This window comes from Klebsiella sp. HMSC09D12 (assembly GCF_001808475.1).
Lineage (GTDB): Bacteria > Pseudomonadota > Gammaproteobacteria > Enterobacterales > Enterobacteriaceae > Klebsiella > Klebsiella oxytoca.
This window is the reverse complement of record NZ_KV793487.1, coordinates 1-25,095: the sequence shown is the minus strand read 5'-3', so window position 1 is coordinate 25,095 and position 25,095 is coordinate 1. Positions and strand designations below refer to the sequence as shown.

23 protein-coding genes and 1 other RNA gene are annotated in these 25,095 nt (G+C 56.6%); 9 read left to right on the top strand and 15 right to left on the bottom strand.

Translation table 11 applies throughout. The features are described from left to right. Nucleotides 1-126 precede the first annotated feature (126 nt). Nucleotides 127-618, top strand: coding sequence for a protein disulfide oxidoreductase (locus HMPREF3178_RS17360; RefSeq protein WP_004105578.1), 492 nt, complete (start codon nucleotides 127-129; stop codon nucleotides 616-618). A 109-nt stretch (nucleotides 619-727) separates the two neighbouring features. Here HMPREF3178_RS17360 and HMPREF3178_RS17355 read toward each other — a convergent pair whose 3' ends face one another. The 8 genes from HMPREF3178_RS17355 to HMPREF3178_RS17320 all read right to left on the bottom strand — a co-directional run bounded on the left by HMPREF3178_RS17355 (nucleotide 728) and on the right by HMPREF3178_RS17320 (nucleotide 10,788). After that, entirely contained in the window at nucleotides 728-1,471 is a 744-nt protein-coding gene (locus HMPREF3178_RS17355) for an SDR family oxidoreductase (RefSeq protein ID WP_004105581.1), read from the bottom strand. A 60-nt stretch (nucleotides 1,472-1,531) separates the two neighbouring features. Beyond that, a complete protein-coding gene (gene gcvP, locus HMPREF3178_RS17350; protein ID WP_017145454.1) occupies nucleotides 1,532-4,405 on the bottom strand; it encodes an aminomethyl-transferring glycine dehydrogenase in 2,874 nt (957 codons plus the stop codon). A gap of 144 nt (nucleotides 4,406-4,549) precedes the next feature. After that, entirely contained in the window at nucleotides 4,550-4,939 is a 390-nt protein-coding gene (gcvH, locus tag HMPREF3178_RS17345; protein WP_004105585.1) for a glycine cleavage system protein GcvH, read from the bottom strand. A 22-nt stretch (nucleotides 4,940-4,961) separates the two neighbouring features. After that, nucleotides 4,962-6,056 (bottom strand): glycine cleavage system aminomethyltransferase GcvT, encoded by a 1,095-nt coding sequence (gene gcvT, locus HMPREF3178_RS17340; protein WP_017145453.1) that lies wholly within the window; start codon nucleotides 6,054-6,056, stop codon nucleotides 4,962-4,964. A gap of 420 nt (nucleotides 6,057-6,476) precedes the next feature. Further along, the gene (gene ubiI, locus HMPREF3178_RS17335) at nucleotides 6,477-7,679 is read right to left on the bottom strand and encodes an FAD-dependent 2-octaprenylphenol hydroxylase (RefSeq protein WP_004115291.1); all 1,203 of its coding nucleotides are present in this window, start codon (nucleotides 7,677-7,679) and stop codon (nucleotides 6,477-6,479) included. Between the two features lie 10 nt (nucleotides 7,680-7,689). After that, on the bottom strand, nucleotides 7,690-8,868 hold the full coding sequence (gene ubiH / locus HMPREF3178_RS17330; protein ID WP_017145452.1) for a 2-octaprenyl-6-methoxyphenyl hydroxylase: 1,179 nt from the start codon (nucleotides 8,866-8,868) through the stop codon (nucleotides 7,690-7,692). Further along, on the bottom strand, nucleotides 8,865-10,181 hold the full coding sequence (pepP, locus tag HMPREF3178_RS17325; protein WP_017145451.1) for a Xaa-Pro aminopeptidase: 1,317 nt from the start codon (nucleotides 10,179-10,181) through the stop codon (nucleotides 8,865-8,867). The genes ubiH and pepP overlap by 4 nt, the downstream gene beginning before the upstream one ends. Before the next feature lie 28 nt (nucleotides 10,182-10,209). Then, a complete protein-coding gene (locus HMPREF3178_RS17320; protein ID WP_016809851.1) occupies nucleotides 10,210-10,788 on the bottom strand; it encodes a YecA/YgfB family protein in 579 nt (192 codons plus the stop codon). A 165-nt stretch (nucleotides 10,789-10,953) separates the two neighbouring features. Here HMPREF3178_RS17320 and zapA point away from each other — a divergent pair, with 165 nt between their 5' ends. The 3 genes from zapA to HMPREF3178_RS17305 all read left to right on the top strand — a co-directional run bounded on the left by zapA (nucleotide 10,954) and on the right by HMPREF3178_RS17305 (nucleotide 12,205). Next, entirely contained in the window at nucleotides 10,954-11,283 is a 330-nt protein-coding gene (gene zapA, locus HMPREF3178_RS17315) for a cell division protein ZapA (protein ID WP_004105598.1), read from the top strand. A 41-nt stretch (nucleotides 11,284-11,324) separates the two neighbouring features. Beyond that, a non-coding RNA gene (gene ssrS / locus HMPREF3178_RS17310) (6S RNA) lies at nucleotides 11,325-11,508 on the top strand. 100 nt (nucleotides 11,509-11,608) lie between these two features. Next, nucleotides 11,609-12,205: a 5-formyltetrahydrofolate cyclo-ligase gene (locus tag HMPREF3178_RS17305; RefSeq protein ID WP_017145449.1), complete on the top strand. Its 597-nt coding sequence runs from the start codon at nucleotides 11,609-11,611 to the stop codon at nucleotides 12,203-12,205. A gap of 375 nt (nucleotides 12,206-12,580) precedes the next feature. On the opposite strand, the gene serA is transcribed toward HMPREF3178_RS17305, so the two are convergent. Together serA and rpiA are read right to left on the bottom strand one after the other, a co-directional pair. Next, nucleotides 12,581-13,813 carry a phosphoglycerate dehydrogenase gene (gene serA, locus HMPREF3178_RS17300; protein WP_017145448.1) on the bottom strand — a complete coding sequence of 411 codons (1,233 nt, stop codon included), beginning with the start codon at nucleotides 13,811-13,813 and terminating at the stop codon, nucleotides 12,581-12,583. A 269-nt stretch (nucleotides 13,814-14,082) separates the two neighbouring features. Further along, a complete protein-coding gene (gene rpiA / locus HMPREF3178_RS17295) occupies nucleotides 14,083-14,742 on the bottom strand; it encodes a ribose-5-phosphate isomerase RpiA (protein WP_004105606.1) in 660 nt (219 codons plus the stop codon). 169 nt (nucleotides 14,743-14,911) lie between these two features. Between rpiA and argP the strand changes: the two genes are divergently transcribed. The 5 genes from argP (at nucleotide 14,912) to HMPREF3178_RS17270 (ending at nucleotide 21,422) form a co-directional block, all read left to right on the top strand. After that, on the top strand, nucleotides 14,912-15,805 hold the full coding sequence (gene argP / locus HMPREF3178_RS17290) for a DNA-binding transcriptional regulator ArgP (protein ID WP_004105608.1): 894 nt from the start codon (nucleotides 14,912-14,914) through the stop codon (nucleotides 15,803-15,805). 198 nt (nucleotides 15,806-16,003) lie between these two features. Beyond that, the gene (scpA, locus tag HMPREF3178_RS17285; protein WP_017145447.1) at nucleotides 16,004-18,148 is read left to right on the top strand and encodes a methylmalonyl-CoA mutase; all 2,145 of its coding nucleotides are present in this window, start codon (nucleotides 16,004-16,006) and stop codon (nucleotides 18,146-18,148) included. Then, the gene (gene meaB / locus HMPREF3178_RS17280; protein ID WP_017145446.1) at nucleotides 18,141-19,136 is read left to right on the top strand and encodes a methylmalonyl Co-A mutase-associated GTPase MeaB; all 996 of its coding nucleotides are present in this window, start codon (nucleotides 18,141-18,143) and stop codon (nucleotides 19,134-19,136) included. Before scpA ends, meaB begins: the two co-directional genes overlap by 8 nt. A gap of 10 nt (nucleotides 19,137-19,146) precedes the next feature. Then, nucleotides 19,147-19,932, top strand: a complete 786-nt coding sequence (gene scpB / locus HMPREF3178_RS17275; RefSeq protein WP_004105613.1) for a methylmalonyl-CoA decarboxylase — start codon at nucleotides 19,147-19,149, stop codon at nucleotides 19,930-19,932. A gap of 23 nt (nucleotides 19,933-19,955) precedes the next feature. Continuing rightward, complete coding sequence (locus tag HMPREF3178_RS17270) at nucleotides 19,956-21,422, top strand: acetyl-CoA hydrolase/transferase family protein (RefSeq protein ID WP_017145445.1); 1,467 nt, start codon at nucleotides 19,956-19,958, stop codon at nucleotides 21,420-21,422. On the opposite strand, the gene srsR is transcribed toward HMPREF3178_RS17270, so the two are convergent. The 5 genes from srsR to HMPREF3178_RS31430 all read right to left on the bottom strand — a co-directional run. Further along, nucleotides 21,419-22,315, bottom strand: a complete 897-nt coding sequence (gene srsR / locus HMPREF3178_RS17265; protein ID WP_004105617.1) for a LysR family transcriptional regulator SrsR — start codon at nucleotides 22,313-22,315, stop codon at nucleotides 21,419-21,421. The two genes, HMPREF3178_RS17270 and srsR, sit on opposite strands and share 4 nt — an antisense overlap. Before the next feature lie 120 nt (nucleotides 22,316-22,435). After that, nucleotides 22,436-23,191 carry an oxidative stress defense protein gene (locus HMPREF3178_RS17260; protein WP_004105619.1) on the bottom strand — a complete coding sequence of 252 codons (756 nt, stop codon included), beginning with the start codon at nucleotides 23,189-23,191 and terminating at the stop codon, nucleotides 22,436-22,438. A gap of 90 nt (nucleotides 23,192-23,281) precedes the next feature. Next, nucleotides 23,282-23,917 (bottom strand): arginine exporter ArgO, encoded by a 636-nt coding sequence (argO, locus tag HMPREF3178_RS17255; protein ID WP_017145444.1) that lies wholly within the window; start codon nucleotides 23,915-23,917, stop codon nucleotides 23,282-23,284. 148 nt (nucleotides 23,918-24,065) lie between these two features. Continuing rightward, nucleotides 24,066-24,923 carry a small-conductance mechanosensitive channel MscS gene (locus HMPREF3178_RS17250; RefSeq protein ID WP_004115311.1) on the bottom strand — a complete coding sequence of 286 codons (858 nt, stop codon included), beginning with the start codon at nucleotides 24,921-24,923 and terminating at the stop codon, nucleotides 24,066-24,068. Continuing rightward, the coding region (locus HMPREF3178_RS31430) for a hypothetical protein (RefSeq protein ID WP_217494333.1) at nucleotides 24,911-25,095 on the bottom strand (185 nt) is incomplete at its 5' end. The genes HMPREF3178_RS31430 and HMPREF3178_RS17250, both read right to left, overlap by 13 nt.

Below are 25,095 nucleotides of genomic sequence, written 5' to 3'. Positions count from 1 at the left end.
CATTAGCGTTGCTTACGCGCCCTCAACCGATAAGATAAACCGCAACAATCGTTGAGCTGCTGACGTTTACTCAGTGAATCAACGCCGCACGCTGCCGGCCGTTACGGCGCATTACAATGTAGAAAAATGATGCTTAAAGTCTTCAGACAGCTCCTGACATGGATCCTGATTGTTGCCGCCGTCAGTCTGACGGTGGATTATCTACGCAGGCCCGCACTGCCGCAGAATTTCTCCAGCATGCCGCTGCAAACGCTTGATGGCCGAACAGTCGATCTGGCGGCAATGAGCCAGGAGCGTCCCTTATTGCTATACGTCTGGGCAACCTGGTGCAGCGTATGCCGCTATACCACCCCGTCGGTGGCTGCTTTAGCCGACGATGGCGGTAATGTTATGACGGTAGCGTTACGTTCGGGCGATAACGCCACCCTGGCGCGCTGGCTGGCGCATAAAAAAATAGCGCTGCCGACGATCAATGACGCCAGCGGTCAGCTATCCCAAGGGTGGGAGGTACAGGTCACGCCGACCCTTATCGTTATCTCGCGCGGTGAGGTGAAGTCAGTCACCACCGGCTGGACCAGCAACTGGGGAATGCGCCTGCGGCTATGGCTGGCGTCATAGCGTATTTCCCTGCTCGCGCTGCGCTTAGCAGGGCTACCCGTTCGCTGCGATATACCGATTTTGTTCCCTGGGCAAGGCGTTAGCCGCGCCCCGGGAAATGGATTGCCTGCTATCTCCCGCCCGCCAGCTCGAGGAAGCTGCCGGTAACGTAGGAGGCCTTATCACTCAGTAGCCAGACGATCGCCTGCGCCACCTCTTCCGGCTGCCCGCCGCGCTGCATGGGCAGCATCGACTTGACGCGATCCACGCGTCCCGGCTCGCCGCCGCTGGCGTGCATATCGGTATAGATTAATCCGGGGCGCACGCCGTTAACCCGAATGCCCTGCGCCGCGACCTCCAGCGACAATCCGGTGGTCAGGGAATCAACCGCGCCTTTTGAAGCGGCATAATCCACGTACTCTCCCGGCGCCCCGAGGCGCGATGCTGCGGATGAAACATTCACAATCGCCCCACCTTTACCGCCATGCTTGTGCGACATCCGCTTTACCGCCTCCCGGCAGCAAAGGAAGTAGCCGGTAACATTGGTGGCCAGCACCCGGTTAATTCGCTCGGCGCAAAGGCTTTCAATCGTCCCCTGGGTAAATAAAATCCCGGCGTTATTGACCAGCGCGGAAAGCGGTTCACCGAGGCGGTCGATAGCGGCGAACATCTCCATCACCTGCGCTTCATCGCTGACGTCCGCCCGGAGCGCAACGGCGTTGCCGCCGCAGGCGCGAATCTCATTCACCACGTCGGTCGCGGCAGCGCTATTCTGATGGTAATTCACTACCACGGTATACCCTTCCTGCGCCAGCAGCAGCGCCGTCGCTTTACCTATTCCGCGGCTACCGCCCGTCACCAATGCTATCGTCATACCATTCTCCCAAAAAATAAAGGCGCCGCAGCGCCTTTAAAAAATAGCCTAATCAGCAGATTACTGATATTCACTCATCGGTACGCAGGAGCAGAACAGATTGCGGTCGCCGTAAACATCGTCCAGACGCTTAACGGTCGGCCAGTATTTATTGTTCAGCCCGGCCGGGAACACCGCCAGTTCACGAGCGTACGGATGGTTCCACTCGCTCACCAGTTCACCCTGAGTATGCGGCGCATTCACCAGCGGGTTATCCTCCAGCGGCCACTCGCCGGCTTTCACGCGGTCGATCTCGCCGCGAATCGCCAGCATCGCATCGATAAAGCGGTCCAGCTCCACTTTGCTTTCCGATTCGGTCGGTTCCACCATCAGCGTGCCGGCGACCGGGAAGGACATGGTAGGGGCGTGGAAACCATAATCGATCAGTCGCTTAGCGATATCCAGCTCGCTGATGCCGGTCTCTTCTTTCAGCGGACGAATATCCAGAATGCATTCGTGCGCCACGCGACCGTCACGGCCGGTATACAGCACCGGGAACGCGTTTTTCAGACGGGTAGCAATGTAGTTGGCGTTCAGAATCGCCATCTGGCTTGCCTGTTTTAGCCCTTCTGCGCCCATCATCCGGATATACATCCAGCTGATCGGCAGAATGGAGGCGCTGCCGAACGGCGCGGCGGAAACTGCGCCCTGACGGGTCAGCATGCCTTCAATTTGCACCACGCTGTGGCCCGGTACAAACGGCGCCAGGTGCGATTTGACGCCGATAGGTCCCATCCCCGGACCGCCGCCGCCGTGCGGAATGCAGAAGGTTTTATGCAGGTTAAGGTGCGAGACGTCCGCGCCGATAAAGCCTGGAGAGGTAATACCGACCTGGGCGTTCATGTTCGCGCCGTCAAGGTAAACCTGGCCGCCAAACTGATGCACCACTTCGCACACTTCGCGAATAGTCTCTTCGTAGACGCCGTGGGTGGAAGGATAGGTGACCATGATGCAGGAGAGGTTCGCCGCATACTGCTCGGCTTTGGCCCGCAGATCCGCCAGGTCGATATTGCCGTTTTTATCGCAGGCTACGACCACCACCTGCATCCCCGCCATCTGCGCGGAAGCCGGGTTGGTACCGTGTGCGGAGCTTGGGATCAGGCAAATATCGCGATGCCCTTCGTTACGGCTCTCGTGGTAATGGCGAATCGCCAGCAGGCCCGCGTATTCACCCTGCGCACCGGAGTTCGGCTGCATGCATACCGCATCATAGCCGGTCAGCTTAACCAGCCAGTCGGAGAGCTGAGCGATCATCTGGTGATAGCCTTCGGCCTGATCGACCGGGCAGAACGGATGCAGTTCGGCAAATTCCGGCCAGGTGATGGGGATCATCTCGGCGGCGGCATTCAGCTTCATCGTGCAGGAGCCCAGCGGGATCATCGCCTGGTTCAGCGCCAGATCCTTACGCTCCAGCGTGTGCATATAGCGCATCATCTCGGTTTCGCTGTGATAGCGGTTGAACACCGGATGAGTGAGGATCGCATCGTCGCGCAGCATGCTGGCCGGGATTGAACGACTGTCCAGGGCCACGTCTTTATCCAAAGCGTCGATATCCAGGCCACGATCGTCGCCAACGATAGCGCGGAACAGGTTCAGAACGTCTTCACGAGTGGTGGCTTCGTCGAGCGTGATCCCGACGGCGTGATGAATATCGCTACGCAGGTTGATCTGTAGCGCTTCCGCCCGCGCCAGCACAGCCGCTTTATCAGCCACTTCCACGCACAGGGTGTCAAAGTAGTGCGCATGGCGGAGCTTGAGGCCTTTTTTCTGCAGACCTGCGGCCAGAATATCGGTCAGGCGATGAATGCGGCTGGCGATACGCTTCAGGCCGGCCGGGCCGTGGAACACGGCGTACAGGCTGGCAATATTAGCCAGCAGTACCTGGGAGGTACAGATATTGGAGTTCGCTTTCTCGCGGCGGATATGCTGCTCGCGGGTCTGCATCGCCATGCGGAGCGCGGTATTGCCCGCCGCATCTTTCGATACGCCGATAATACGGCCCGGCATGGAACGTTTGAATTCATCTTTTGCGGCAAAAAACGCCGCGTGCGGGCCGCCGTAGCCCATAGGTACGCCGAAGCGCTGGGCGGAGCCAAACACAATGTCCGCGCTCTGCTTGCCCGGAGCCGTCAGCAGAACCAGCGCCATAAAATCGGCTGCGACGCTGACAATCACTTTGCGCGCTTTCAGATCAGCAATCAGTTTGCTGTAATCATGAACCTCGCCGGTCGTCCCTACCTGCTGCAGCAGCACGCCGAAGACGTCCTGATGGTCGAGGGCTTTCTCGGCATCATCGACAATCACATCGAAACCGAAAGTTTCTGCGCGGGTGCGCACCACGTCCAGCGTCTGCGGATGAACATCGGCGGCAACAAAGAAACGGTTAGCGTTTTTCAGTTTGCTCACGCGTTTGGCCATTGCCATCGCTTCCGCGGCGGCAGTGGCTTCGTCCAGCAGCGAGGCCGAAGCAATATCCAGACCGGTCAGGTCGAGCGTCACCTGCTGAAAGTTCAGCAGTGATTCCAGGCGACCCTGGGAAACCTCCGGCTGATAAGGCGTGTAGGCGGTATACCAGCCCGGGTTCTCCAGCATATTGCGCTGAATAACCGGAGGCAGCTGCACGGCGGTGTAACCCATGCCAATGTACGACTTGAAGCGCTTGTTACGACCGGCAATCGCCTTCAGCTCTGCCAGCGCGGCGAATTCTGTGGTTGCTTCACCCACCTGCGGCGGCGTCGCCAGCTGAATATCCTGCGGCACAATCTGGCCAATCAGGTCGTTAAGCGAATCGGCGCCAACGGTATTCAGCATCTCCTGCTGCTGTCGGGCGTCCGGGCCGATGTGACGTTCAATAAAGGCGTCACGGTTTTCAAGCTGGCCTAAAGTCTGGGTCATGAGCGATGGTTCCTGAACGTGCGGTGAATCGTGATTGTCTGACTGGTTTGCCCGGCGAGCACTGATGCTTACCGGGCCAGAATATGCAAAATCATTCGCGTTGCAGGAAGCCAACGCCACTGCTACGTGAAGGAAGATGCGTATTTATTCGTCTTCTAACAGAGCTTCGTATGCGGTCGCATCCAGCAGCGCGGCAACCTGAGCTTCATCGCTGGCTTTAATTTTAAAAATCCAGCCGCCGGTGTACGGCTCGCTGTTGACCAGCTCAGGTGAGTCGTTCAGCTCTTCATTGACGGCAACGATTTCGCCGCTAATTGGCGCGTAGATATCGGAAGCCGCCTTGACGGATTCGGCCACCGCGCAGTCGGCGCCCGCTTCAACGGCGGCGCCCACTTCAGGCAGGTCAACGAAAACCATATCGCCAAGCAGCTCCTGCGCGTGCTCGGTGATTCCGACGGTATAGGTACCGTCCGCTTCTTTACGCAGCCATTCGTGTTCTTTGCTGTATTTCAGTTCTGCTGGTACGTTGCTCATTAATTCATCTCCAAATGGGAAATCACACCACGGCTTTGCCGTTGCGTACAAAAACGGGTTTCGTCACTTTGACCGGCATTTCGCGGTTGCGAATCTGCACCACGGCGGTTTCACCGATGCCTTCCGGTACGCGCGCCAGGGCAATACTGTAGCCCAGCGTCGGGGAGAAGGTCCCGCTGGTGATAATGCCCTCTTTCTGATTGCCCTCGGCATCGCTGAAGCGTACCGGCAGGCCGCCGCGCAGAACGCCTTTCTCAGTCATCACCAGACCGACCAGCTGTTCGGTGCCTTTTTCACGCTGGAGTTCCAGCGCCTCACGCCCGATAAAGTTACGGTCAGCAGGCTCCCAGGCAATGGTCCAGCCCATGTTAGCCGCCAGCGGAGAGACGCCTTCGTCCATCTCCTGGCCATAAAGATTCATTCCCGCTTCCAGACGCAGCGTATCGCGCGCGCCAAGGCCGCACGGCTTAACGCCCGCGTCCAGCAGGCCGCGCCAGAAATCCACCGCCTGCTCGTTCGGCAGCGCGATTTCATAACCCGCTTCGCCGGTATAGCCGGTGGTTGCAATAAACAGATCGCCCGCCTGCACGCCAAAGAAAGGCTTCATGCCTTCTACAGCCTGGCGCTGCGCGTCGGTAAACAGCGTCGCCGCTTTCTCTTTTGCCTTTGGACCTTGTACAGCGATCAGGGAAAGATCGTCACGCACGGTCATTTCAAGACCATAGGATTCAGACTGCTGGGTGATCCAGGCGAGGTCTTTTTCACGGGTGGCGGAGTTAACAACGAGGCGGAAATAATCTTCAGAAAGGAAATAAACAATCAGGTCGTCAATGACGCCGCCAGAGGCGGTCAGCATGCCGCTATAGAGCGCTTTGCCCGGGATGGTGAGCTTCGCCACGTCGTTAGCCAGCAAATAGCGCAGGAACTCGCGAATTCGGCTGCCGTGAAAATCAACGATGGTCATGTGCGACACATCGAACATTCCGGCATCACCGCGTACCGCATGGTGCTCATCGATCTGGGATCCGTAATGCAGCGGCATCATCCAGCCATGGAAATCCACCATGCGCGCGCCGCATAGCGTGTGTTGTTCAAACAACGGAGTCTGTTGAGCCATCTTTTCCTCATCGAATAAAACGGAACCAGCCACTATTTTTGCCAATATTGCGCCACGAAACGCGCCGCCAGCATCGCAAACGGATGCCGACGCAAACGTTCTCTTTGGCCTGAACTTACCACCGATATCCGCACTAAACCATAAGCCCGGTCAGGACATCACATTAGCTTATGACCAAAATCACCCGAAGAGGCTACAGAATTTTTACCTACAAAAAAGCGATTAAGCCCGCACAAAAACAAACAACAGCGTTAAAAAAGCAGAGCATGATGATATTTTCTGCGAAAAGATGAGCCTAATTTCTATAACAAAAAAAAGGTGACATTAATAAAACTAATGCGAAAAAAGAGGTGAAATTAGATTATTTCAAATGAGAGGGAAAACCCGGCGCGCAGGCCGGGAGAGAGAAGTGTGACGTACTTAACGTAACCAGGCCGGGAGATCGTTTAGCCCCATTGCTTGTCGAATAAGCTGCGGCTTCACGCCAGGGAGAGTATCCGCCAGCTTGAGTCCAATATCGCGCAGCAGCTTTTTCGCCGGATGGCTGCCGGAGAACATGTCGCGGAAGCCCTGCATCCCCGCGAGCATCACCGCAGCGCTGTGCTTGCGGCTGCGCTCATAGCGACGCAGATAGAGATGCTGGCCGATGTCCTTGCCCTGCGCATGCAGGCGCTTCAGCTCATCAATCAGTTCGGCGGCATCCATAAAGCCAAGATTAACGCCCTGCCCCGCCAGCGGATGAATGGTATGGGCGGCATCGCCAACCAGCGCCAGACGGTGGGCGGCAAACTGCCGCGCGTAGCGGCCGGTGAGCGGAAAAACCTGACGTTCGCTCTCTACGGAACACAAACCCAGACGGTTATCGAAGGCAATATTCAGCGCCTGATTAAAAGCGGCCTCGTCTGCCTGCCGCATTCGTTCCGCCTCTTCAGGAGACAACGACCAGACAATAGAACAGAGATGAGGATCGCTTAATGGCAGGAACGCCAGAATACCATCGCCGTGAAATACCTGACGCGCCACCGCTTCGTGCGGCTCTTCGGTGCGAATAGTGGCAACCAGCGCATGATGTTGATAATCCCAAAAGGTCAGCGGGATATCGGCTTTATTACGCAACCACGAATTGGCGCCATCGGCGCCAACCACCAGCCTGGCGGTTAACATGCTGCCGTCCTGCAGGCTAAGAAAGGCCTCATTCTCGCCCCACGCGACCTGCTGCAGCTGCGCCGGGGCCAGTAGCGTGACGTCAGCACAGCGCTGCGCTTTTTGCCACAGAACATGATGCACCACGGCGTTTTCAATAATATGCCCAAGGTGGCTAAAGCCCATGCTCTGGTCATCAAAGCTGATACGGCCAAAACTGTCTTTGTCCCACACTTCCATACCGTGGTAGCAGCTGGCGCGCCGGGCGACTATGTCCTCCCAGACGCCCAGTTTGTTCAGCAGCTTCTCGCTGGCGGCATTAATTGCCGACACCCGCAGCGCCGGCGGCGCATCCGCGCTTAACGGCTGCGGCGCGGCCTGCTCCAGCACGGCGACGCGCAGTCCACTGCCCTGCAAACCACAGGCAACCGCCAGCCCCACCATTCCACCACCAACAATAGCGACATCAACACTTTGCACGTTTCACTCCTTAACGGGGGACCCAACCGAGGGTACGCTGCGCCAGCGCATCGCGCGCCGGGGTAAATAATTCCATCGCCATCAGGCCTGCGTTGCGCCCCGCCACCAGCGGCGCCCAGCGATTAGCGAACAGATGCACCAGCCCATCGGTCACACCGACGGTGGCGGCTTTATCTGCGGCGCGGCGGGCCTGATAGCGGCTCAGTAGCGAATAGCCACCCGGATCCTCTCCTTCGGCATGCGTCTGCGCCAGCATTTCCGCCAGGCTCATCACGTCGCGCAGGCCAAGGTTAAAACCCTGTCCGGCAATAGGATGCAGCGTTTGCGCCGCATTGCCGACCAGCGCCAGACGATGGGCAATGGTGCGGGTAGCTCGGGTGAGCGAGAGCGGATACGCGCTGCGCTTGCCTGCCTGGACGATCCGGCCAAGACGCCAGCCGAATGCCTGCTGAAGTTCATGACAGAAGCGTTCGTCCGACCAGCTCAGAACCTCTTCTTGCCGCGACTGCGGATGACACCACACCAGGGAGCAGCGGCCCTGCAACATGGGCAGCATCGCCAGCGGGCCGTGTTGGGTAAAACGCTCGAAGGCGCGCCCGTTGTGCGGCACAGCGGTACTGACGTTGGCAATAATCGCCAGCTGTTCATAGGGCTCTTGCTGCCAGCTGATACCGCAGCGGGCCCCGAGCGTTGAGCGCGAGCCATCGGCCGCGACCAGCAGTTTACCGCTGAGCGTTTCGCCGTTGTCCAGAACCAGGCTTACGCTCTCTTCGCTGCGGCTAACATTTTCCACTTTTGCCGGACAGTGTAGCGTCACGCCCGGCGCTTTACGCAGCTGGGCAAACAAGCGTTGGCCGACGTCGTGCAGCTCAACCACCTGACCCAGCGCCGCCAGCCCATAGTCCTTAGCCTCGAGCGTCACAAACCCCGCGTGACCGCGATCGCTGACGTGAACGCGCTGAATAGCCGTGGCGCGGTCGGCAATTTCCTGCCAGATATCAACGCGAGCCAGCTGCTGACAGGTGCCGGCAGCAAGTGCGATTGCCCGGGCGTCAAAGCCCGGATGCCGGGCAGATTCCGGCGCTGTTGCTTCAATCAGGTGCACCGGCAGCTTACCGCCGGTCAGACGAGATATTGCCAGCGCCAGCGTCGCGCCGGTCATTCCGCCGCCAACGATCAGTACGCTCATAGCTGGCGCGCCGCCGCCATCAGCGCCTCGATATCATCCGCTTTTTTCACTACGCCAGCGGTGAGGTTTTCATTACCGTCTTCGGTAATGACGATGTCGTCTTCAATACGAATGCCGATGCCGCGGTACTGGGCCGGGACGTCGGCATCCATCGCGATATACAGCCCCGGTTCCACGGTCAGCACCATTCCCGGTTCGAGAATACGCGAGCGGTCGACGTCATAGTTGCCGACATCATGTACGTCGAGCCCCAGCCAGTGGCTCAGGCCATGCATAAAGAAAGGACGATGAGCGTTATTAGCAATTAGCTCATCAATTTCACCTTTCAGGATCCCCAAACGCACCAGGCCGGTAATCATGATCCGCACTACCTGCTGATTAACCTCGTTAATGGAGGTGCCGGGGCGATAAAGCTTCAGCGAGGTTTCCAGAGACTCAAGAACGATATCGTAAATCTCGCGCTGCGCCGGGCTAAACTTGCCGTTTACCGGGAAGGTTCGGGTGATATCGCCCGCATAGCCGCGATATTCGCAGCCTGCGTCAATCAGCACCAGATCGCCATCGCGCAGTTCGCTTTCGTTTTCGGTGTAGTGCAGGATGCAGCCATTTTCGCCGCTGCCCACGATGGTGTTGTAAGAGGGATAGCGCGCGCCGTGACGGTTGAACTCGTGGAGGATCTCGCCTTCCAGATGATATTCAAACATCCCCGGACGACATTTTTCCATGGCGCGGGTATGCGCAAGGGCGGAGATCTCGCCTGCGCGGCGCATCACCTCCAGCTCTTCCGCCGACTTAAACAGGCGCATCTCATGCACCATCGGCCGCCAGTCAATGACCGAGTTTGGCGCCTGCAGATTCTGCCGCACGCCTTTGCGCAGTTTTTCCAGCGCGTTGAATACGATTTCGTCGGCGTAGGCATATTCGCCCTGCGCAAAATAGATAGCATCGAGGCCGTTAAGGAGCTGGAACAGTTGCTGATTGATTTCACTAAATGCCAGCGCGCGATCGACGCCCAGCTTCTCAGGCGCGGCATCCTGCCCAAGGCGTCGGCCAAACCAGATTTCAGCAGTCAGATCGCGCACGCGGTTAAACAACACGCTGTGGTTATGCGTCTCATCGCTTTTAATCAATACCAGCAGCGCTTCAGGCTCATTAAAGCCGGTGAAGTACCAAAAATGGCTGCTCTGGCGGTAGGGATATTCCGAATCTGCGCTGCGTACCGCTTCCGGCGCGGCAAAAATTAACGCGGCGCTGCCTGGCTGCATCTGCGCCAGTAGAGCCTGGCGACGAGAGAGAAATTCCTGCTGAGTCATGACGCCCCCTGAACGATTTAATGATTAATTAGTGTAGCGTCGGTTTTTGCACTTCCGGCGCAGTGGGTTTCTGGAGAGAGAAAGTGTCGTGACACAGCAACGCGGCAACGCGTACGTATTCGATAATCTCTTCCAGAGACATTTCGAGCTCTTCCTGATCCTCGTCTTCGTCATACCCGAGCTGAGCAATATTGCGCAGATCGTCGATGGCTTCACCCGTTTCGTCTTTGACTTTATCCAACTTGGGCTGCGTTACGCCCAGCCCAAGCAGAAAATGGTTCACCCAACCCGCCAGCGCATCGGCGCGATCGAACACGCTCACCTCATCGCCATCCGGGAGGTAGAGCTGGAATAAGAAGCCGTCGTCCTCCAGCGAATCACTGGTGGCGGAATGCATGTTACGCAGCGACTGCGCCAGCTCATGCCCAAAAGCCAGGCCTTCGTTGGTCAGGTCGTGCACCAACGGCTGCCAGCTGCTGTCTTTATTGCCGCCGCACAGGATCCCGCTGATCAGACCGTGCATTTCGGCAGGGGTTAATCCTACCCCTTGTTGGTTCAGTAACTGGTCTACAGCGTTGTAACCAGGCATTTCGTTCTGTATAGACATGCGCATTCGTCATCGTTGGGAGGAATATTCATGATATGCTACCACTTTGGACCCTGGTGAACCAGAATAGGGCTTGTATCTTAGAACCAGGGTAGCTATAGTGTCGCCCCTTCGCAGACCCTCCCAGGGCGTGAAGGCCGCGCAGTCAATCAGCAGGAAGGTGGCATGTCTGCACAACCCGTAGATCTCCAAATTTTTGGCCGTTCACTGCGAGTGAATTGCCCGCCTGAACAAAGGGATGCCCTGAACCAGGCAGCTGACGACCTGAATCAGCGGTTGCAAGATTTAAAAGAACGCACTAGAGTCACAAATACTGAGCAGCTGGTCTTCATCGCCGCGTTGAACATCAGCTATGAGTTGACTCAGGAAAAAGCGAAAACCCGCGACTACGCCGCCAGCATGGAACAGCGTATTCGGATGCTTCAGCAGACCATCGAGCAAGCATTGCTTGAGCAAGGTCGCATAAGCGAAAGACCCGGGCAGAAGTTTGAATAACACTTTGCATTTAACTGTGTTAGAGTAATCGCAAGAACAAAATTTCTCTGAGATGTTTGCAAGCGGGCCAGTCCCCTGAGCCGATATTTCATACCACAAGAATGTGGCGCTCCACGGTTGGTGAGCATGCTCGGTCCGTCCGAGAAGCCTTAAAACTGTGACGACACATTCACCTTGAACCAAGGGTTCAAGGGTTACAGCCTGCGGCGGCATCTCGGAGATTCCCTTCCTTTCGTTTTATCCCCCATAAGTTAATTTTCGGCTTTTACCGTCGTGTATTAGACTACGCCTGTTTGTATCGTTTGCTCACCGATGAGACTCAGGTATGACCCTATTGCCAGATGCCCCCTATACCAGACAGCAAATTCGCCAGCAGATCCGCCAGCGCCGACGCGCGTTAACGCCGGAGCAGCAAACGCAGTTCGCCCTCCAGGCGGCGGACAGAATGATGGCTTATCCGCCGGTTCTGCTCGCGCAGACGGTCGCGGTATTTCTTTCGTTTGATGGCGAGCTGGATACACTGCCGCTTATTGACCAGCTCTGGCGGGCAGGCAAACGGGTTTATCTCCCCGTGCTTCATCCGTTCAGCCCGGGCAATCTTCTGTTTCTGCATTACCACCCAAGCAGCGAGCTGATGGTGAATCGTCTGAAAATCCGCGAACCGAAACTCGACGTGCGCGATGTCCTCCCGCTTAGCAAGCTGGATGTGCTGGTAACGCCGCTGGTAGCATTTGATGCCGCCGGACAGCGCCTGGGTATGGGCGGCGGATTTTACGACCGGACGCTGCAAAACTGGCGGCAGCATCGTCTGCAGCCGGTGGGCTACGCTCATGATTGCCAGCAGGTCGACGCGCTGCCGACGGAGCAGTGGGATATCCCGCTGCCAGCGGTCATCACGCCGTCAAAAACCTGGCTCTGGTAAAACGCCCGAACAATTGACATTGCTGTTTTTTTCACCTAAATTCCTGGGTAAAGGGTGAGGGAGGCGAACCTCCCTCCTGCATTCTCTCTGTTAATATGCTGGCCAGGCGATGATTAACAGGATAAGCAGCATGATGAAGAGTCTCATCATCGTCCCTTTCCTTTTAGAGCCCCTGCCTCGGTAGGGGCTTTCCCGTTTCAGCCCCACGCTGAGTCTTTATCGTAAATCCCTTTCTTTCAGGCACAACGACATCCGACGTTTTTAATCGCCGTTTGCGGCAAGACTCGCAAGCTTTGGGTGGCGACGGGAAATTGCAGAAGGGTCTAGCAGGAGAAAAGGGGCAGGTCGATGACCTGCCCGCTGGCATAAAAGGAGTTAGAACAGCAGACGGGCGCGGATGGTACCAGGAATAGCCTTCATCGCCTGCAGCGCAGCCTGCGCCACATCTTCTTCGGCTTCAATATCAATGACCACGTAGCCCATTTGCGGAGTGGTCTGCAGATACTGCGCCGCAATGTTAATGCTCTGCGCGGCGAAAATCTGGTTAATCGCAGTCAGAACGCCCGGACGGTTTTCATGGATATGCAGCAGACGGCGCCCGCCGTGCAGCGGCAGCGACACTTCCGGGAAGTTCACCGCAGAGAGCGTAGAACCGTTATCGGAGTATTTCGCCAGCTTGCCCGCCACTTCCAGACCGATGTTTTCCTGCGCTTCCTGAGTTGAGCCGCCAATATGCGGGGTCAGGATAACGTTGTCGAACTCACACAGCGGAGAGTTGAACGGATCGCTGTTGGTCGCCGGTTCGGTCGGGAACACGTCGATCGCCGCGCCCGCCAGGTGCTTGCTCGCCAGCGCATCGCACAGCGCCGGAATATCTACCACGGTACCGCGTGAGGCGTTGATCAGCAGCGCACCCGGTTTCATCAGCGCCAGCTCTTCCGCGCCAATCATATTCTTCGTTGAGGCATTTTCCGGCACGTGCAGGCTTACCACATCGCTCATGTTCAACAGATCGGAGAGATGCTGTACCTGAGTCGCGTTACCCAACGGCAGTTTGCTTTCAATATCGTAGAAATAGACGTGCATCCCCAACGATTCGGCAAGAATGCCCAGCTGCGTACCGATGTGACCATAGCCGATAATACCCAGCTTTTTGCCGCGTGCTTCAAAGCTGCCAACCGCCAGCTTGTTCCATACGCCGCGGTGCGCTTTGGCGTTTGCCGCCGGCACGCCGCGTAGCATGAGCAGCAGCTCGCCGATCACCAGCTCCGCAACGGAACGGGTATTAGAGAACGGGGCGTTAAATACCGGAATACCGCGTTTTGCCGCCGCATTTAAGTCAACCTGATTAGTACCGATACAGAAGCAGCCAACCGCAACCAGTTTTTCCGCCGCCGCGAAGATCTCTTCAGTCAGATGAGTACGGGAACGCAGGCCGATGAAATGGGCATCACGAATGGACGCTTTCAGCTCTTCGCTGTCCAGCGCGCCTTTGTGAAATTCGATATTGGTGTAGCCTGCTGCGCGGAGGCTGTCCACCGCTTTTTGATGCACACCTTCAACCAGCAGAAATTTAATTTTGTCTTTTTCCAGTGATACCTTAGCCATTTCCCCGTCCTGTTTTTGTCTTAACTGATGTCGTGCGGAACGAAAGTTCTTCTCAGCAACATATCAAAAAAAACTATTGCGGCAATATGAACGTTTGCGTCGACAACCTGAAGAAATATCAATCAGAGGGAAATTGCAGGACAAAACACCAGAAAGTAAAAGAAAGGTAGGTTGTTACTAAGACAAGGCGCATAAATGTGACAGAAGTCACCAAAATAGGCCTGGAGAAAAAATATTTGCGAGGGAGCCATTCGCTCCCTCGGATTGGTCTATTTAGTGATAGTTTTTACACCATCAGCGGTGCCAATCAGCGCGACGTCTGCGCCACGATTGGCGAACAGGCCGACGGTCACGACGCCCGGGATACCGTTAATGGTATTTTCCAGCGCAATAGCGTCCAGGATTTCCAGACCATACACATCGAGGATCACGTTGCCGTTATCGGTCACGACGCCCTGGCGGTACTCCGGACGGCCGCCCAGCTTAACCAGCTGACGCGCCACGGCGCTGCGCGCCATCGGGATCACTTCCACCGGCAGCGGGAATTTACCCAGGATGTCCACCTGCTTGGAAGCATCAGCGATACAGATAAATTTGTCAGCGACCGAAGCGATAATCTTCTCGCGCGTCAGCGCCGCGCCGCCGCCTTTAATCATTTGCATATGGCCGTTGATTTCATCAGCGCCGTCGACATAGATGCCAAGACGGTCAACGCTGTTAAGATCAAAAACCGTAATACCGAGGCTTTTCAGTTTTTCAGTAGAGGCATCAGAGCTGGAAACCGCGCCTTCAATCTGACCTTTCATGGTGCCCAGCGCATCAATAAAATGCGCCGCCGTGGAGCCCGTGCCGACCCCAACGATGGTGCCCGGTTGTACATACTGCAATGCCGCCCAGCCTACTGCTTTTTTCAGTTCATCTTGCGTCATGATTATGGTCCGAGATGTGAATTCCTGTGGCGCATTATAGAACATCAGGGGGGTCATTGTCCCTGCGACGGCGATCACACAACGCAGTCGCCATTTTTTCATCTTCATCAAAAACAAATTTATGTCATAGTGCGAGTTAACGAAAAGTATTAGGGGGCACGCCAGAGCAATGAAACGACCGGACTACAGAACACTACAGGCGCTGGACGCGGTAATCAGGGAACGAGGGTTTGAGCGCGCCGCGCAGAAGCTTTGTATTACGCAGTCCGCCGTCTCTCAGCGCATCAAACAGCTGGAAAACATGTTTGGACAACCGCTGCTGGTACGCACCGTACCGCCGCGTCCCACCGAACAGGGGCAAAAGCTGCTGGCCCTGCTGCGCCAGGTTGAACTGCTGGAAGAGGAGTGGCTGGGCGATGAACAAACCGGCTCAACGCCGCTGCTGCTGTCGCTGGCGGTCAACGCCGACAGTCTCGCCACCTGGCTATTGCCCGCGCTCTCCAGCGTGCTTTCCGACTCCCCTATTCGCCTGAACCTACAGGTGGAGGACGAGACCCGAACCCAGGAACGCCTGCGCCGCGGTGAAGTCGTCGGCGCGGTCAGTATCCAGCCGCAGGCGCTGCCAAGCTGCCTGGTCGATCAGCTCGGCGCCCTCGACTATCTGTTCGTCGCCTCAAAAGAGTTTGCCCAGCGCTATTTCCCCAATGGGGTGACCCGCTCGGCGCTGCTCAAAGCGCCGGTGGTGGCATTCGATCATCTCGATGATATGCACCAGGCCTTTTTACAGCAGAACTTCGATTTGCCGCCGGGCAGCGTTCCCTGCCATATCGTGAACTCTTCGGAAGCCTTTGTGCAGCTGGCCCGCCAGGGGACAACCTGCTGTATGATTCCGCATCTGCAAATTGAGCGAGAGCTGAACAGCGGCGAACTTATTAATCTCACGCCGGGCCTGTTCCAGCGCCGGATGCTCTACTGGCACCGTTTTGCGCCGGAAAGCCGTATGATGCGCCGGGTGACCGATGCGCTGATCGATTATGGCCATAAAGTGTTGAGACAAGATTAAGCCTCCCGGGCAGGTCGGCGCCGTCCGGCCTGCATGACCCACCTTCTTCTATTCATATCTTTGAAATTCATCACAAAATAGAACATTTCATGCGGCAAAAAACGACGCGCTGATGGCTATTTTTTGCTGGCGACAGAGCGTCTTAAAAAGCTCACCGTATTTGCAACACCCTATTTTATTGCGCATACGGAGCACAAAATGTCAGAGTTACGAGAGTGGCAAACGCTCGCCAACAAGGAGCTTAGCCGGCGGGGAAAAACCGTCGATGCTCTGGTAAAACAGACGGCAGAAGGGATTGCCGTTAAACCGCTGTATACCGAAGCCGATATTGATAATCTGGAAGTGACCGGCACCCTGCCCGGCCTGCCGCCTTACGTCCGCGGCCCCCGCGCCACCATGTATACCGCCCAGCCGTGGACCATCCGCCAGTACGCTGGTTTCTCAACCGCGAAAGAGTCCAACGCCTTCTATCGCCGCAACCTCGCTGCCGGGCAGAAAGGGCTTTCCGTCGCCTTCGATCTCGCGACCCATCGGGGCTATGACTCCGACAATCCTCGCGTGGCGGGCGACGTGGGGAAAGCGGGGGTAGCGATCGATACCGTCGAAGATATGAAGATTCTGTTCGATCGCATCCCGCTGGATGAAATGTCCGTGTCGATGACCATGAACGGCGCGGTGCTGCCGGTAATGGCGTTTTATATCGTCGCGGCGGAAGAGCAAGGCGTTGCGCCGGAACGGCTCACCGGCACGATCCAGAACGATATTCTGAAAGAGTATCTGTGCCGGAATACCTATATTTACCCGCCGAAGCCCTCAATGCGCATTATTGCCGACATTATCGCCTGGTGTTCGGGCAATATGCCGCGCTTTAATACCATCAGCATCAGCGGCTATCACATGGGCGAAGCCGGAGCCAACTGCGTGCAGCAGGTGGCCTTTACCCTGGCCGACGGCATCGAATACATTAAGGCCGCGCTCTCCGCCGGCCTGAAAATCGATGACTTCGCCCCGCGCCTGTCGTTCTTCTTCGGCATCGGCATGGATCTGTTTATGAACGTCGCGATGCTGCGCGCCGCACGCTATCTGTGGAGCGAAGCGGTCAGCGGCTTCGGCGCCACCAATCCAAAATCGTTAGCCCTGCGCACCCACTGCCAGACTTCCGGCTGGAGCCTCACCGAGCAGGATCCGTATAACAACGTGATCCGCACCACCATCGAAGCGCTCGGCGCCACGCTCGGCGGCACCCAGTCGCTGCATACTAACGCCTTTGATGAGGCGCTCGGCCTGCCCACCGACTTTTCCGCACGTATCGCGCGTAATACGCAGATCATCATTCAGGAGGAGTCGGAGATCTGCCGCACCGTGGATCCGCTGGGGGGATCGTATTACGTCGAGTCGCTGACCGATCAAATCGTTAAGCAGGCGCGAGCCATTATGCAGCAGATCGACGAAGCGGGAGGGATGGCGAAGGCGATCGAAGCCGGACTGCCGAAACGGATGATCGAAGAGGCCTCCGCCCGCGAGCAATCGCTGATCGACCAGGGCAAGCGCGTCATCGTCGGCGTCAATAAGTACAAGCTGGAAAAAGAAGATGAAACGGCAGTGCTGGAGATCGACAACGTCAAGGTACGCAACGAGCAGATCGCCTCGCTGAAAAAAATACGGGCCAGTCGGGACGATGTGACGGTAAAAGCCGCGCTGAACGCCCTCACCCACGCCGCGCAGCATGATGAAAATCTGCTGGCCGCCGCCATCAACGCCGCCCGCGTGCGCGCTACGCTGGGCGAAATCTCCGACGCACTGGAGGTGGCTTTTGACCGCTATCTGGTGCCCAGCCAGTGCGTCACCGGCGTGATTGCGCAAAGCTACCATCACTCAGATAAAGCCGCCTGCGAGTTTGACGCCATTGTTGCGCAAACCGAAAAATTCCTCGCGGCTCGCGGCCGTCGCCCGCGCATTTTGATCGCCAAAATGGGTCAGGACGGTCACGATCGCGGCGCCAAAGTGATCGCCAGCGCCTATTCCGATCTTGGCTTCGATGTTGACCTGAGCCCGATGTTTTCTACCCCGGAGGAGATCGCCCGCCTCGCCGTGGAGAACGACGTACACGTGGTTGGCGCCTCATCGCTGGCGGCAGGCCACAAAACGCTGATCCCCGAGCTGGTCGATGCGTTGAAAAAATGGGGACGGGAAGATATCTGCGTCATCGCCGGCGGCGTCATTCCGCCGCAGGATTACGCGTTTCTGCAGGCGCGCGGCGTGGCCGCTATTTATGGCCCCGGCACGCCGATGCTGGAGAGCGTACGCGACGTCCTGATGAGGATTAGCCAGCATCATGATTAACTCATCCCCCCTGAGCGACGCCATTCGGCGATTACGTTTGGGCGAGCGGGCCACGCTCGCCCAGGCCATGACGCTGGTGGAGAGTCAGCATCCCCGCCACCAGGCGCTGAGCGCCCAGCTGGTCGATGCGATTATGCCCTTCACCGGCAACGCCCTGCGCCTCGGCGTCACCGGCACGCCGGGAGCCGGAAAGAGTACCTTTCTGGAAGCCTTCGGCATGCTGCTGATTCGCCATGGCCTGCGGGTCGCGGTGATAGCGGTCGATCCAAGCAGCCCAATCGGCGGCGGCAGCATTCTTGGCGACAAGACGCGCATGATCGAACTGGCGCGCTCGGACTCGGCATTTATCCGCCCGGTGCCCTCGAGCGGCCATCTGGGCGGCACCAGCCTGCGCACGCGGGAGCTGATACTGCTGTGCGAAGCAGCGGGCTATGACGTGGTCATTGTCGAAACCGTCGGCGTCGGCCAGTCGGAAACGGAGGTCTCCCGCCTGGTGGACTGCTTCATCTCGCTGCAGATCGCCGGCGGCGGTGACGATCTGCAGGGCATTAAAAAAGGGATCATGGAGATGGCGGATATCGTGGTTATCAATAAAGATGATGGCGAGAACCGCGCCAGCGTGGCTATCACCCGCCATATGTATGAATCCGCCCTGCATATTCTGCGCCGCAAGCACGCCGCGTGGCAGCCGCGCGTTTTGAGCTGTAGCGCGCTGGAGCAGCGCGGTATCGAAGCCGTCTGGCTCGCTATCCTTGACTTCAAAACCACCCTCACCGACAGCGGCGATCTTGAAAAGCTGCGCCAGCGTCAGGCGCTGGAGTGGCTGCAAAAGCAGACCGAAACCGAGGCGCTGCATCTGCTGTTTGCCCGAGCGGACTTTGATCGCTACTTCCAGCAAACGCTACAGGCGGTGAAAAACAATGGCCTCTCGCCGCGCACCGGCCTGCGGCAGATTAGCGAATTCCTCCAGAATCATTACTTTGCATAAAGGGATAGTTATGTCTTATCAATATGTTAACGTCGAAATTATCCAGAAGGTTGCGGTGATTGAGTTCAACTATAGCCGCAAGCTTAACGCCTTAAGCAAGGTGTTTATCGACGACCTGATGCAGGCGTTGAGCGACCTCAACAGGCCGGAAATTCGCTGCGTCATTTTACGCGCGCCTGGCGGATCAAAAGTTTTTTCCGCCGGCCATGACATCCACGAATTACCCGGCGGACGCCGCGATCCGCTTTCGTATGACGATCCGCTGCGCCAGATTACCCGCATGATCCAAAAATATCCGAAACCGGTGATCTCCATGGTCGAAGGGAGCGTCTGGGGCGGCGCGTTTGAGATGATCATGAGCTCCGATCTGATCATCGCCGCCAGTACGTCAACGTTCTCCATGACGCCGGTGAATCTCGGCGTGCCCTACAACCTGGTCGGCATTCACAATCTGACCCGTGACGCTGGCTTTCATATCGTGAAAGAGCTGATTTTCACCGCCCTGCCGATTACCGCCCAGCGCGCGCTGGCGGTCGGTATTCTCAATCACGTGGTGGACGCTGGCGAACTGGAAGATTTTACCTTACAGATGGCGCACCACATTGCCGAGAAAGCGCCGCTGGCGATAGCGGTCATTAAGGAAGAACTGCGCGTGCTTGGCGAGGCGCACACCATGAATTCCGATGAGTTCGAACGTATTCAGGGAATGCGCCGCGCCGTCTACGACAGTGAGGATTATCGGGAAGGCATGAGCGCGTTTATGGAAAAGCGTAAACCTGAATTCGTCGGCCATTAATCATCCCGGTTAAGGAGTGCAAAATGAAACGGATGAGCGCCGATGAAGCGGCGGAGATTATCCAGCACGACCAGATGGTGGCGTTCAGCGGCTTCACTCCCGCCGGTTCGCCCAAAGCGCTGCCCGCGGCTATCGCTCGCCGCGCCGGTGAGTTACATCGGGCGCAGAAGCCTTTCCAGATCCGCCTGCTGACCGGCGCGTCAATTAGCGCCGCCGCCGATGATGCATTATCGGCAGCCGATGCCGTCTCGTGGCGCGCGCCGTATCAGACCGCGTCGGGCCTGCGGCAAAAAATCAATCAGGGGAAGGTGAAGTTTGTCGATCTGCACCTGAGCGAAGTGGCGCAAATGGTTAACTACGGCTTCTTTGGTGAGATTGATGTCGCGGTGATCGAAGCCTCGGCTATCGCGCCGGACGGGCGGGTCTGGCTCACCAGCGGTATCGGCAACGCGCCCACCTGGCTGCTACGGGCGAAGAAAGTGATCATCGAACTCAATCATTATCACAGCCCTCGGGTTGCCGAGCTGGCCGATATCGTGCTCCCCGGCGCCCCGCCGCGGCGCAACAGCATCGCCATCTTTCATGCGATGGATCGCGTGGGTAGCCGGTACGTGCAAATCGATCCGAAAAAAATTGTCGCGGTCGTGGAGACCGAACTGCCCGACGCCGGAAACCTGCTCGATAAAAATAATCCGGTTTGTCAGAAAATTGCCGATAACGTGGTCACCTTTCTGCTGGAAGAGATGGCTCGCGGGCGCATCCCGCCTGAATTTTTGCCGCTGCAAAGCGGCGTGGGTAATATCAATAACGCGGTCATGGCGCGGCTGGGTGAGAATCCGGATATTCCCTCTTTTATGATGTACTCCGAGGTCTTACAGGAGTCGGTAGTCCATCTACTGGAAACAGGGAAAGTCACCGGCGTCAGCGCCTCCAGCCTGACAATATCCGCCGATTCGTTGCGCAAGATTTACGCCAATATGGATTTCTTCGCCAGCCGCATTGTCCTGCGCCCGCAGGAGATCTCCAATCATCCGGAAATTATCCGCCGTCTGGGAGTTATTGCCCTCAACGTGGGGCTGGAGTTTGATATCTACGGACACGCCAATTCCACGCACGTAGCCGGGGTGAATCTGATGAACGGCATCGGCGGTAGCGGCGATTTTGAACGCAACGCCTGGCTCTCTATCTTTATGGCGCCGTCCATCGCCAAAGACGGGAAGATCTCCACTATCGTGCCGATGTGCAGCCATGTCGATCACAGCGAGCACAGCGTGAAGGTGATCGTTACCGAGCAGGGTATCGCCGATCTGCGCGGGCTGTCGCCGCTGCAGCGCGCCCGCGCTATCATTGATAACTGCGCGCATCCGCTCTACCGGGACTATTTACATCGCTATCTGCAGAGCGCTCCCGGCGGGCATATTCACCACGACCTCACCCACGCCTTCGACCTGCATCGTAATCTGCTTGAGCACGGTTCAATGCTCGGTTAGCCCTCCGTACCGTCGCGATCTTCAGTTATGTGCTGAAGCATCGTGGCGGTATAGCGATGGTTTTTCAGCGAATAGAGATACTCCTGCATATACATGGCGCTACCGGGCGCGTCGAAGTACTTCAGCTTCGCCGGATTTACCAGACGCCAGGCGAAGTAAGGAATAACCGTTAAAAACTGCCCCCGCTCTACGGCGCTAATTTTCGCCATAAAGCTATAGGGGCGATAGATAACCGTCGGGTTGATTCCGCAGGGGCGCATATAGGCGTCCAGCATCGCCTCAAAATTGGCCCGATTCTGGAAACGCATCTGCAGCCAGGGCAGTTCACGTAACAGATCCTGCGGCGGCTTATCTTCATAACGGCGGGAAACAAGAAACCCCAGACGCAGCGGCGCCAGTTCGCTGATGGTCAGATTTTCCAGCTCCTGCACGCGGGGCGAAACATGCTGCGGCGAAATAATAAAATCCAGCTGACGGTCGAAAAGATTATCAATCACGCCATTCTCGCTGAACTCCACGGCCTGGGTGGTCACGCCATCGTATTTATCGCCCAGGCTGATGAGCTGGTCGAAAATTATCGTCGGATAGGTGTTGTCGATGCCGATAACAACGTTGCGCGAGCGGCGCGCGGAATAGTGTATTTCGTTATCGATGGCCGATAAGCGCTGGTAAATAGGAAACAGCTTCTGATAGAGCTCCTGCCCCGCTTTATTGAGACTGATGCTGTTATCTTTGCGGGTAAATAACGTATAGCCGATCTGATCCTCAAGCGCAGCAATGCTTTTGCCAAAGGGCGATGCGGTCATATGGATTTTTTCCGCCGCTCTGGCGATGTTATTGGTCTGCGCCAACAGAATGAAATTGCGCATCTTTTTAGAAATAAAGATATCCATGCTCACCTCACAGGAAAACAGGGATCTATCCTTACCTCATTCAGGGAAAAGACTTGTGCTGCGCTCTCATTTTTACAGATAGTCACAGAAAAAGCCCGGCGCGAAGGCCGGGCGGGAGGATTACTGCGCTGCTTTTGGCTCTTCAGCCGGTTTCGCTGGCGACGCAGGCTGGGTCGGCTGCAGCTCAAACACCACGTCCACCTGGTCATCAAACTGAATGGTCGCCTGCTCGTAGCTTTCCTGAGCAGATACCGGCGCCGCATCGGCTTTCATCATCCGCACCATCGGGCTCGGCTGGTAGTTGGAGACATGATAGCGAACGCTATAAACCGGCCCCAGTTTGCCGTGGAATCCGCTAGCCAGCTCCTGAGCCTGATGAATCGCATCGTCAATCGCCGCTTTTCGCGCCTTATCTTTGTAAGCGTCCGGCTGCGCCACGCCCAGTGAGACCGAACGGATCTCGTTCAGACCGGCTTTTAATGCCCCATCTAACAACCCGTTGAGCTTATCCAGCTGACGCAGCGTGACTTCAACGCTACGCACCGCGCGATAGCCCTTAAGAATGCTTTTGCCGTTCTGATAATCATAATCAGGCTGGGTACGCAGGTTGGCAGAGTTAATGTCTTTCTTCGCAATGCCGCTCTTCTCCAGGAAGGAGAGATACTGGGCCACGCGTTCATCTGCCTGTTTTTTAGCGGATGCCGCATCTTTCGCGGAGACGTTAACTTCAATCGCCAGCGTGGCGATATCAGGAACCGCAGCGACGCTGGCGGTACCTGAAGTAACAATATGTGGGCCGTTTGGCAATTCATTGGCCTGAACTGCCATTGCGCTAAATCCGAGTGCCGCCGCCAGGGCCATGACTTTTAACTTCACTGTCGTTTCTCCATCTTACATTGGTCGTCTATACGCAGACGCATGCCTGCAAGCTTAGCGCGTACGCGGAGAAAGTCCATCGGACAAGGCTTAGTTAAGCAGCGCCTGCACATGAGCGAAGCCGTCTTTCGCCAGCTCCAGCGCGATGATCCACATGACCAGACCGACCAGCACGTTGATAATTCGCTGCGCTTTTGCCGTGCGCAGGCGCGGGGCCAGCCAGGCGGCCAGCAGGGCCAGACCAAAGAACCATAAGAATGAGGCGCTGATGGTGCCCAGGGCAAACCAGCACTTTGGCTCCATCTCCAGCTGTCCGCCGAGGCTTCCGAGCACCACAAACGTATCCAGATAAACGTGAGGATTCAGCCAGGTCACCGCCAGCATGGTGACGATGATTTTCCAGCGCCCCTGCTTCATCACCTCCGCGCTGGCCAGCTCCAGATTGCTACTAAAGGCCGTTTTCAGCGCGCCAAAACCGTACCACAATAAAAAAGCGACGCCGCCCCAGGTCACCAGCGCCAGCAGCCACGGGGACTGCATCAGCAGCGCGCTGCCGCCAAAAATTCCGGCGCAGATAAGCAGCAGATCGCTGATGGCGCATAGCAAAGCAATCATCAGATGGTACTGACGACGAATACCTTGATTCATCACAAAAGCGTTTTGCGGACCGAGCGGCAAAATCATAGCCGCTCCCAGGGCAAGGCCCTGAAAGTAATACGATAACATCGAGAGGAATTTCCACTGAAAGAGTCAATGCCGGGGAATATAGCGTGCGGAAATCATTAGAGGAAATTGAAAATTTTAATCGCTAATAAGGACGACTAATACTGGGTACAAAAAAGGCCGGATATACCGGCCTGTATTAAAAGGGAAATTATTCTGCTTTTTCCTGCGGACGAATGACATGAACGTCCATCTGCGGATACGGGAAGCTGATGCCGTTGGCGTCAAAATCGCGCTTAATACGCTCCAGGACGTCCCAGTACACGCTTTGCAGATCGCTGCTCTTACTCCATACGCGCACCACGTAGTTCACAGATGAAGCGCCCAGTTCATTCAGGCGAACGGTCATTTCACGATCTTTGAGAATACGTTCATCCGATTCGATGATGTTGGTGAGCAGCTGCTTCACCTGGTCGATATCCGCATCGTAGGCCACGCCGATAATAAACTCGTTGCGACGTACCGGCTCGCGAGAGAAGTTGATGATATTCCCGGCAATGATTTTACCGTTCGGTACCACCACAATTTTGCCATCTGCGCTGCGCAGGGTCGTGGAGAAAATCTGCACGTTCAGCACGGTACCCGCGATACCGCCAAGGTCAACGTATTCACCAGCGCGGAATGGGCGGAAAACGACCAGCAGGACTCCAGCAGCAAGGTTAGACAGCGACCCCTGCAGCGCCAGACCGACGGCTAAGCCCGCGGCGCCAAGTACCGCGATAACCGAAGCGGTTTGCACACCCACGCGGCCGAGGGCGGCGATCAGCGTGAAAGCAATGACGGCGTAGCGTACCAGCGCAGAAAGAAAATCGGCAACGGTGGCGTCAATATGTCGAGCCCGCATCAGGCGATTGACGGTGTTGGAAACAATCCGCGCCACGATCAGACCAACAATAATAATCGCGATGGCCGCGACAATGTTGACGGCATAGCTCAGCAGTAATGCCTGATTGCGCACCAGCCATGAACCGGCGTTATTTATGCTATCGACAACGTTCAAATCTTCCATTCAACTTTCCTTATGGATACCCGGACGGGAAATAAAATAACCAAACCTGATAATTGCAAACAGGTTAAGGGTAAACAAAAAGAGTCCGTTTTGCCAAATTGATCACATTTATTTAGCAATATTTCATGTCGTTGAGATAGTAAAAGACCACCTTCTGAGAAGGTGGCTTTTG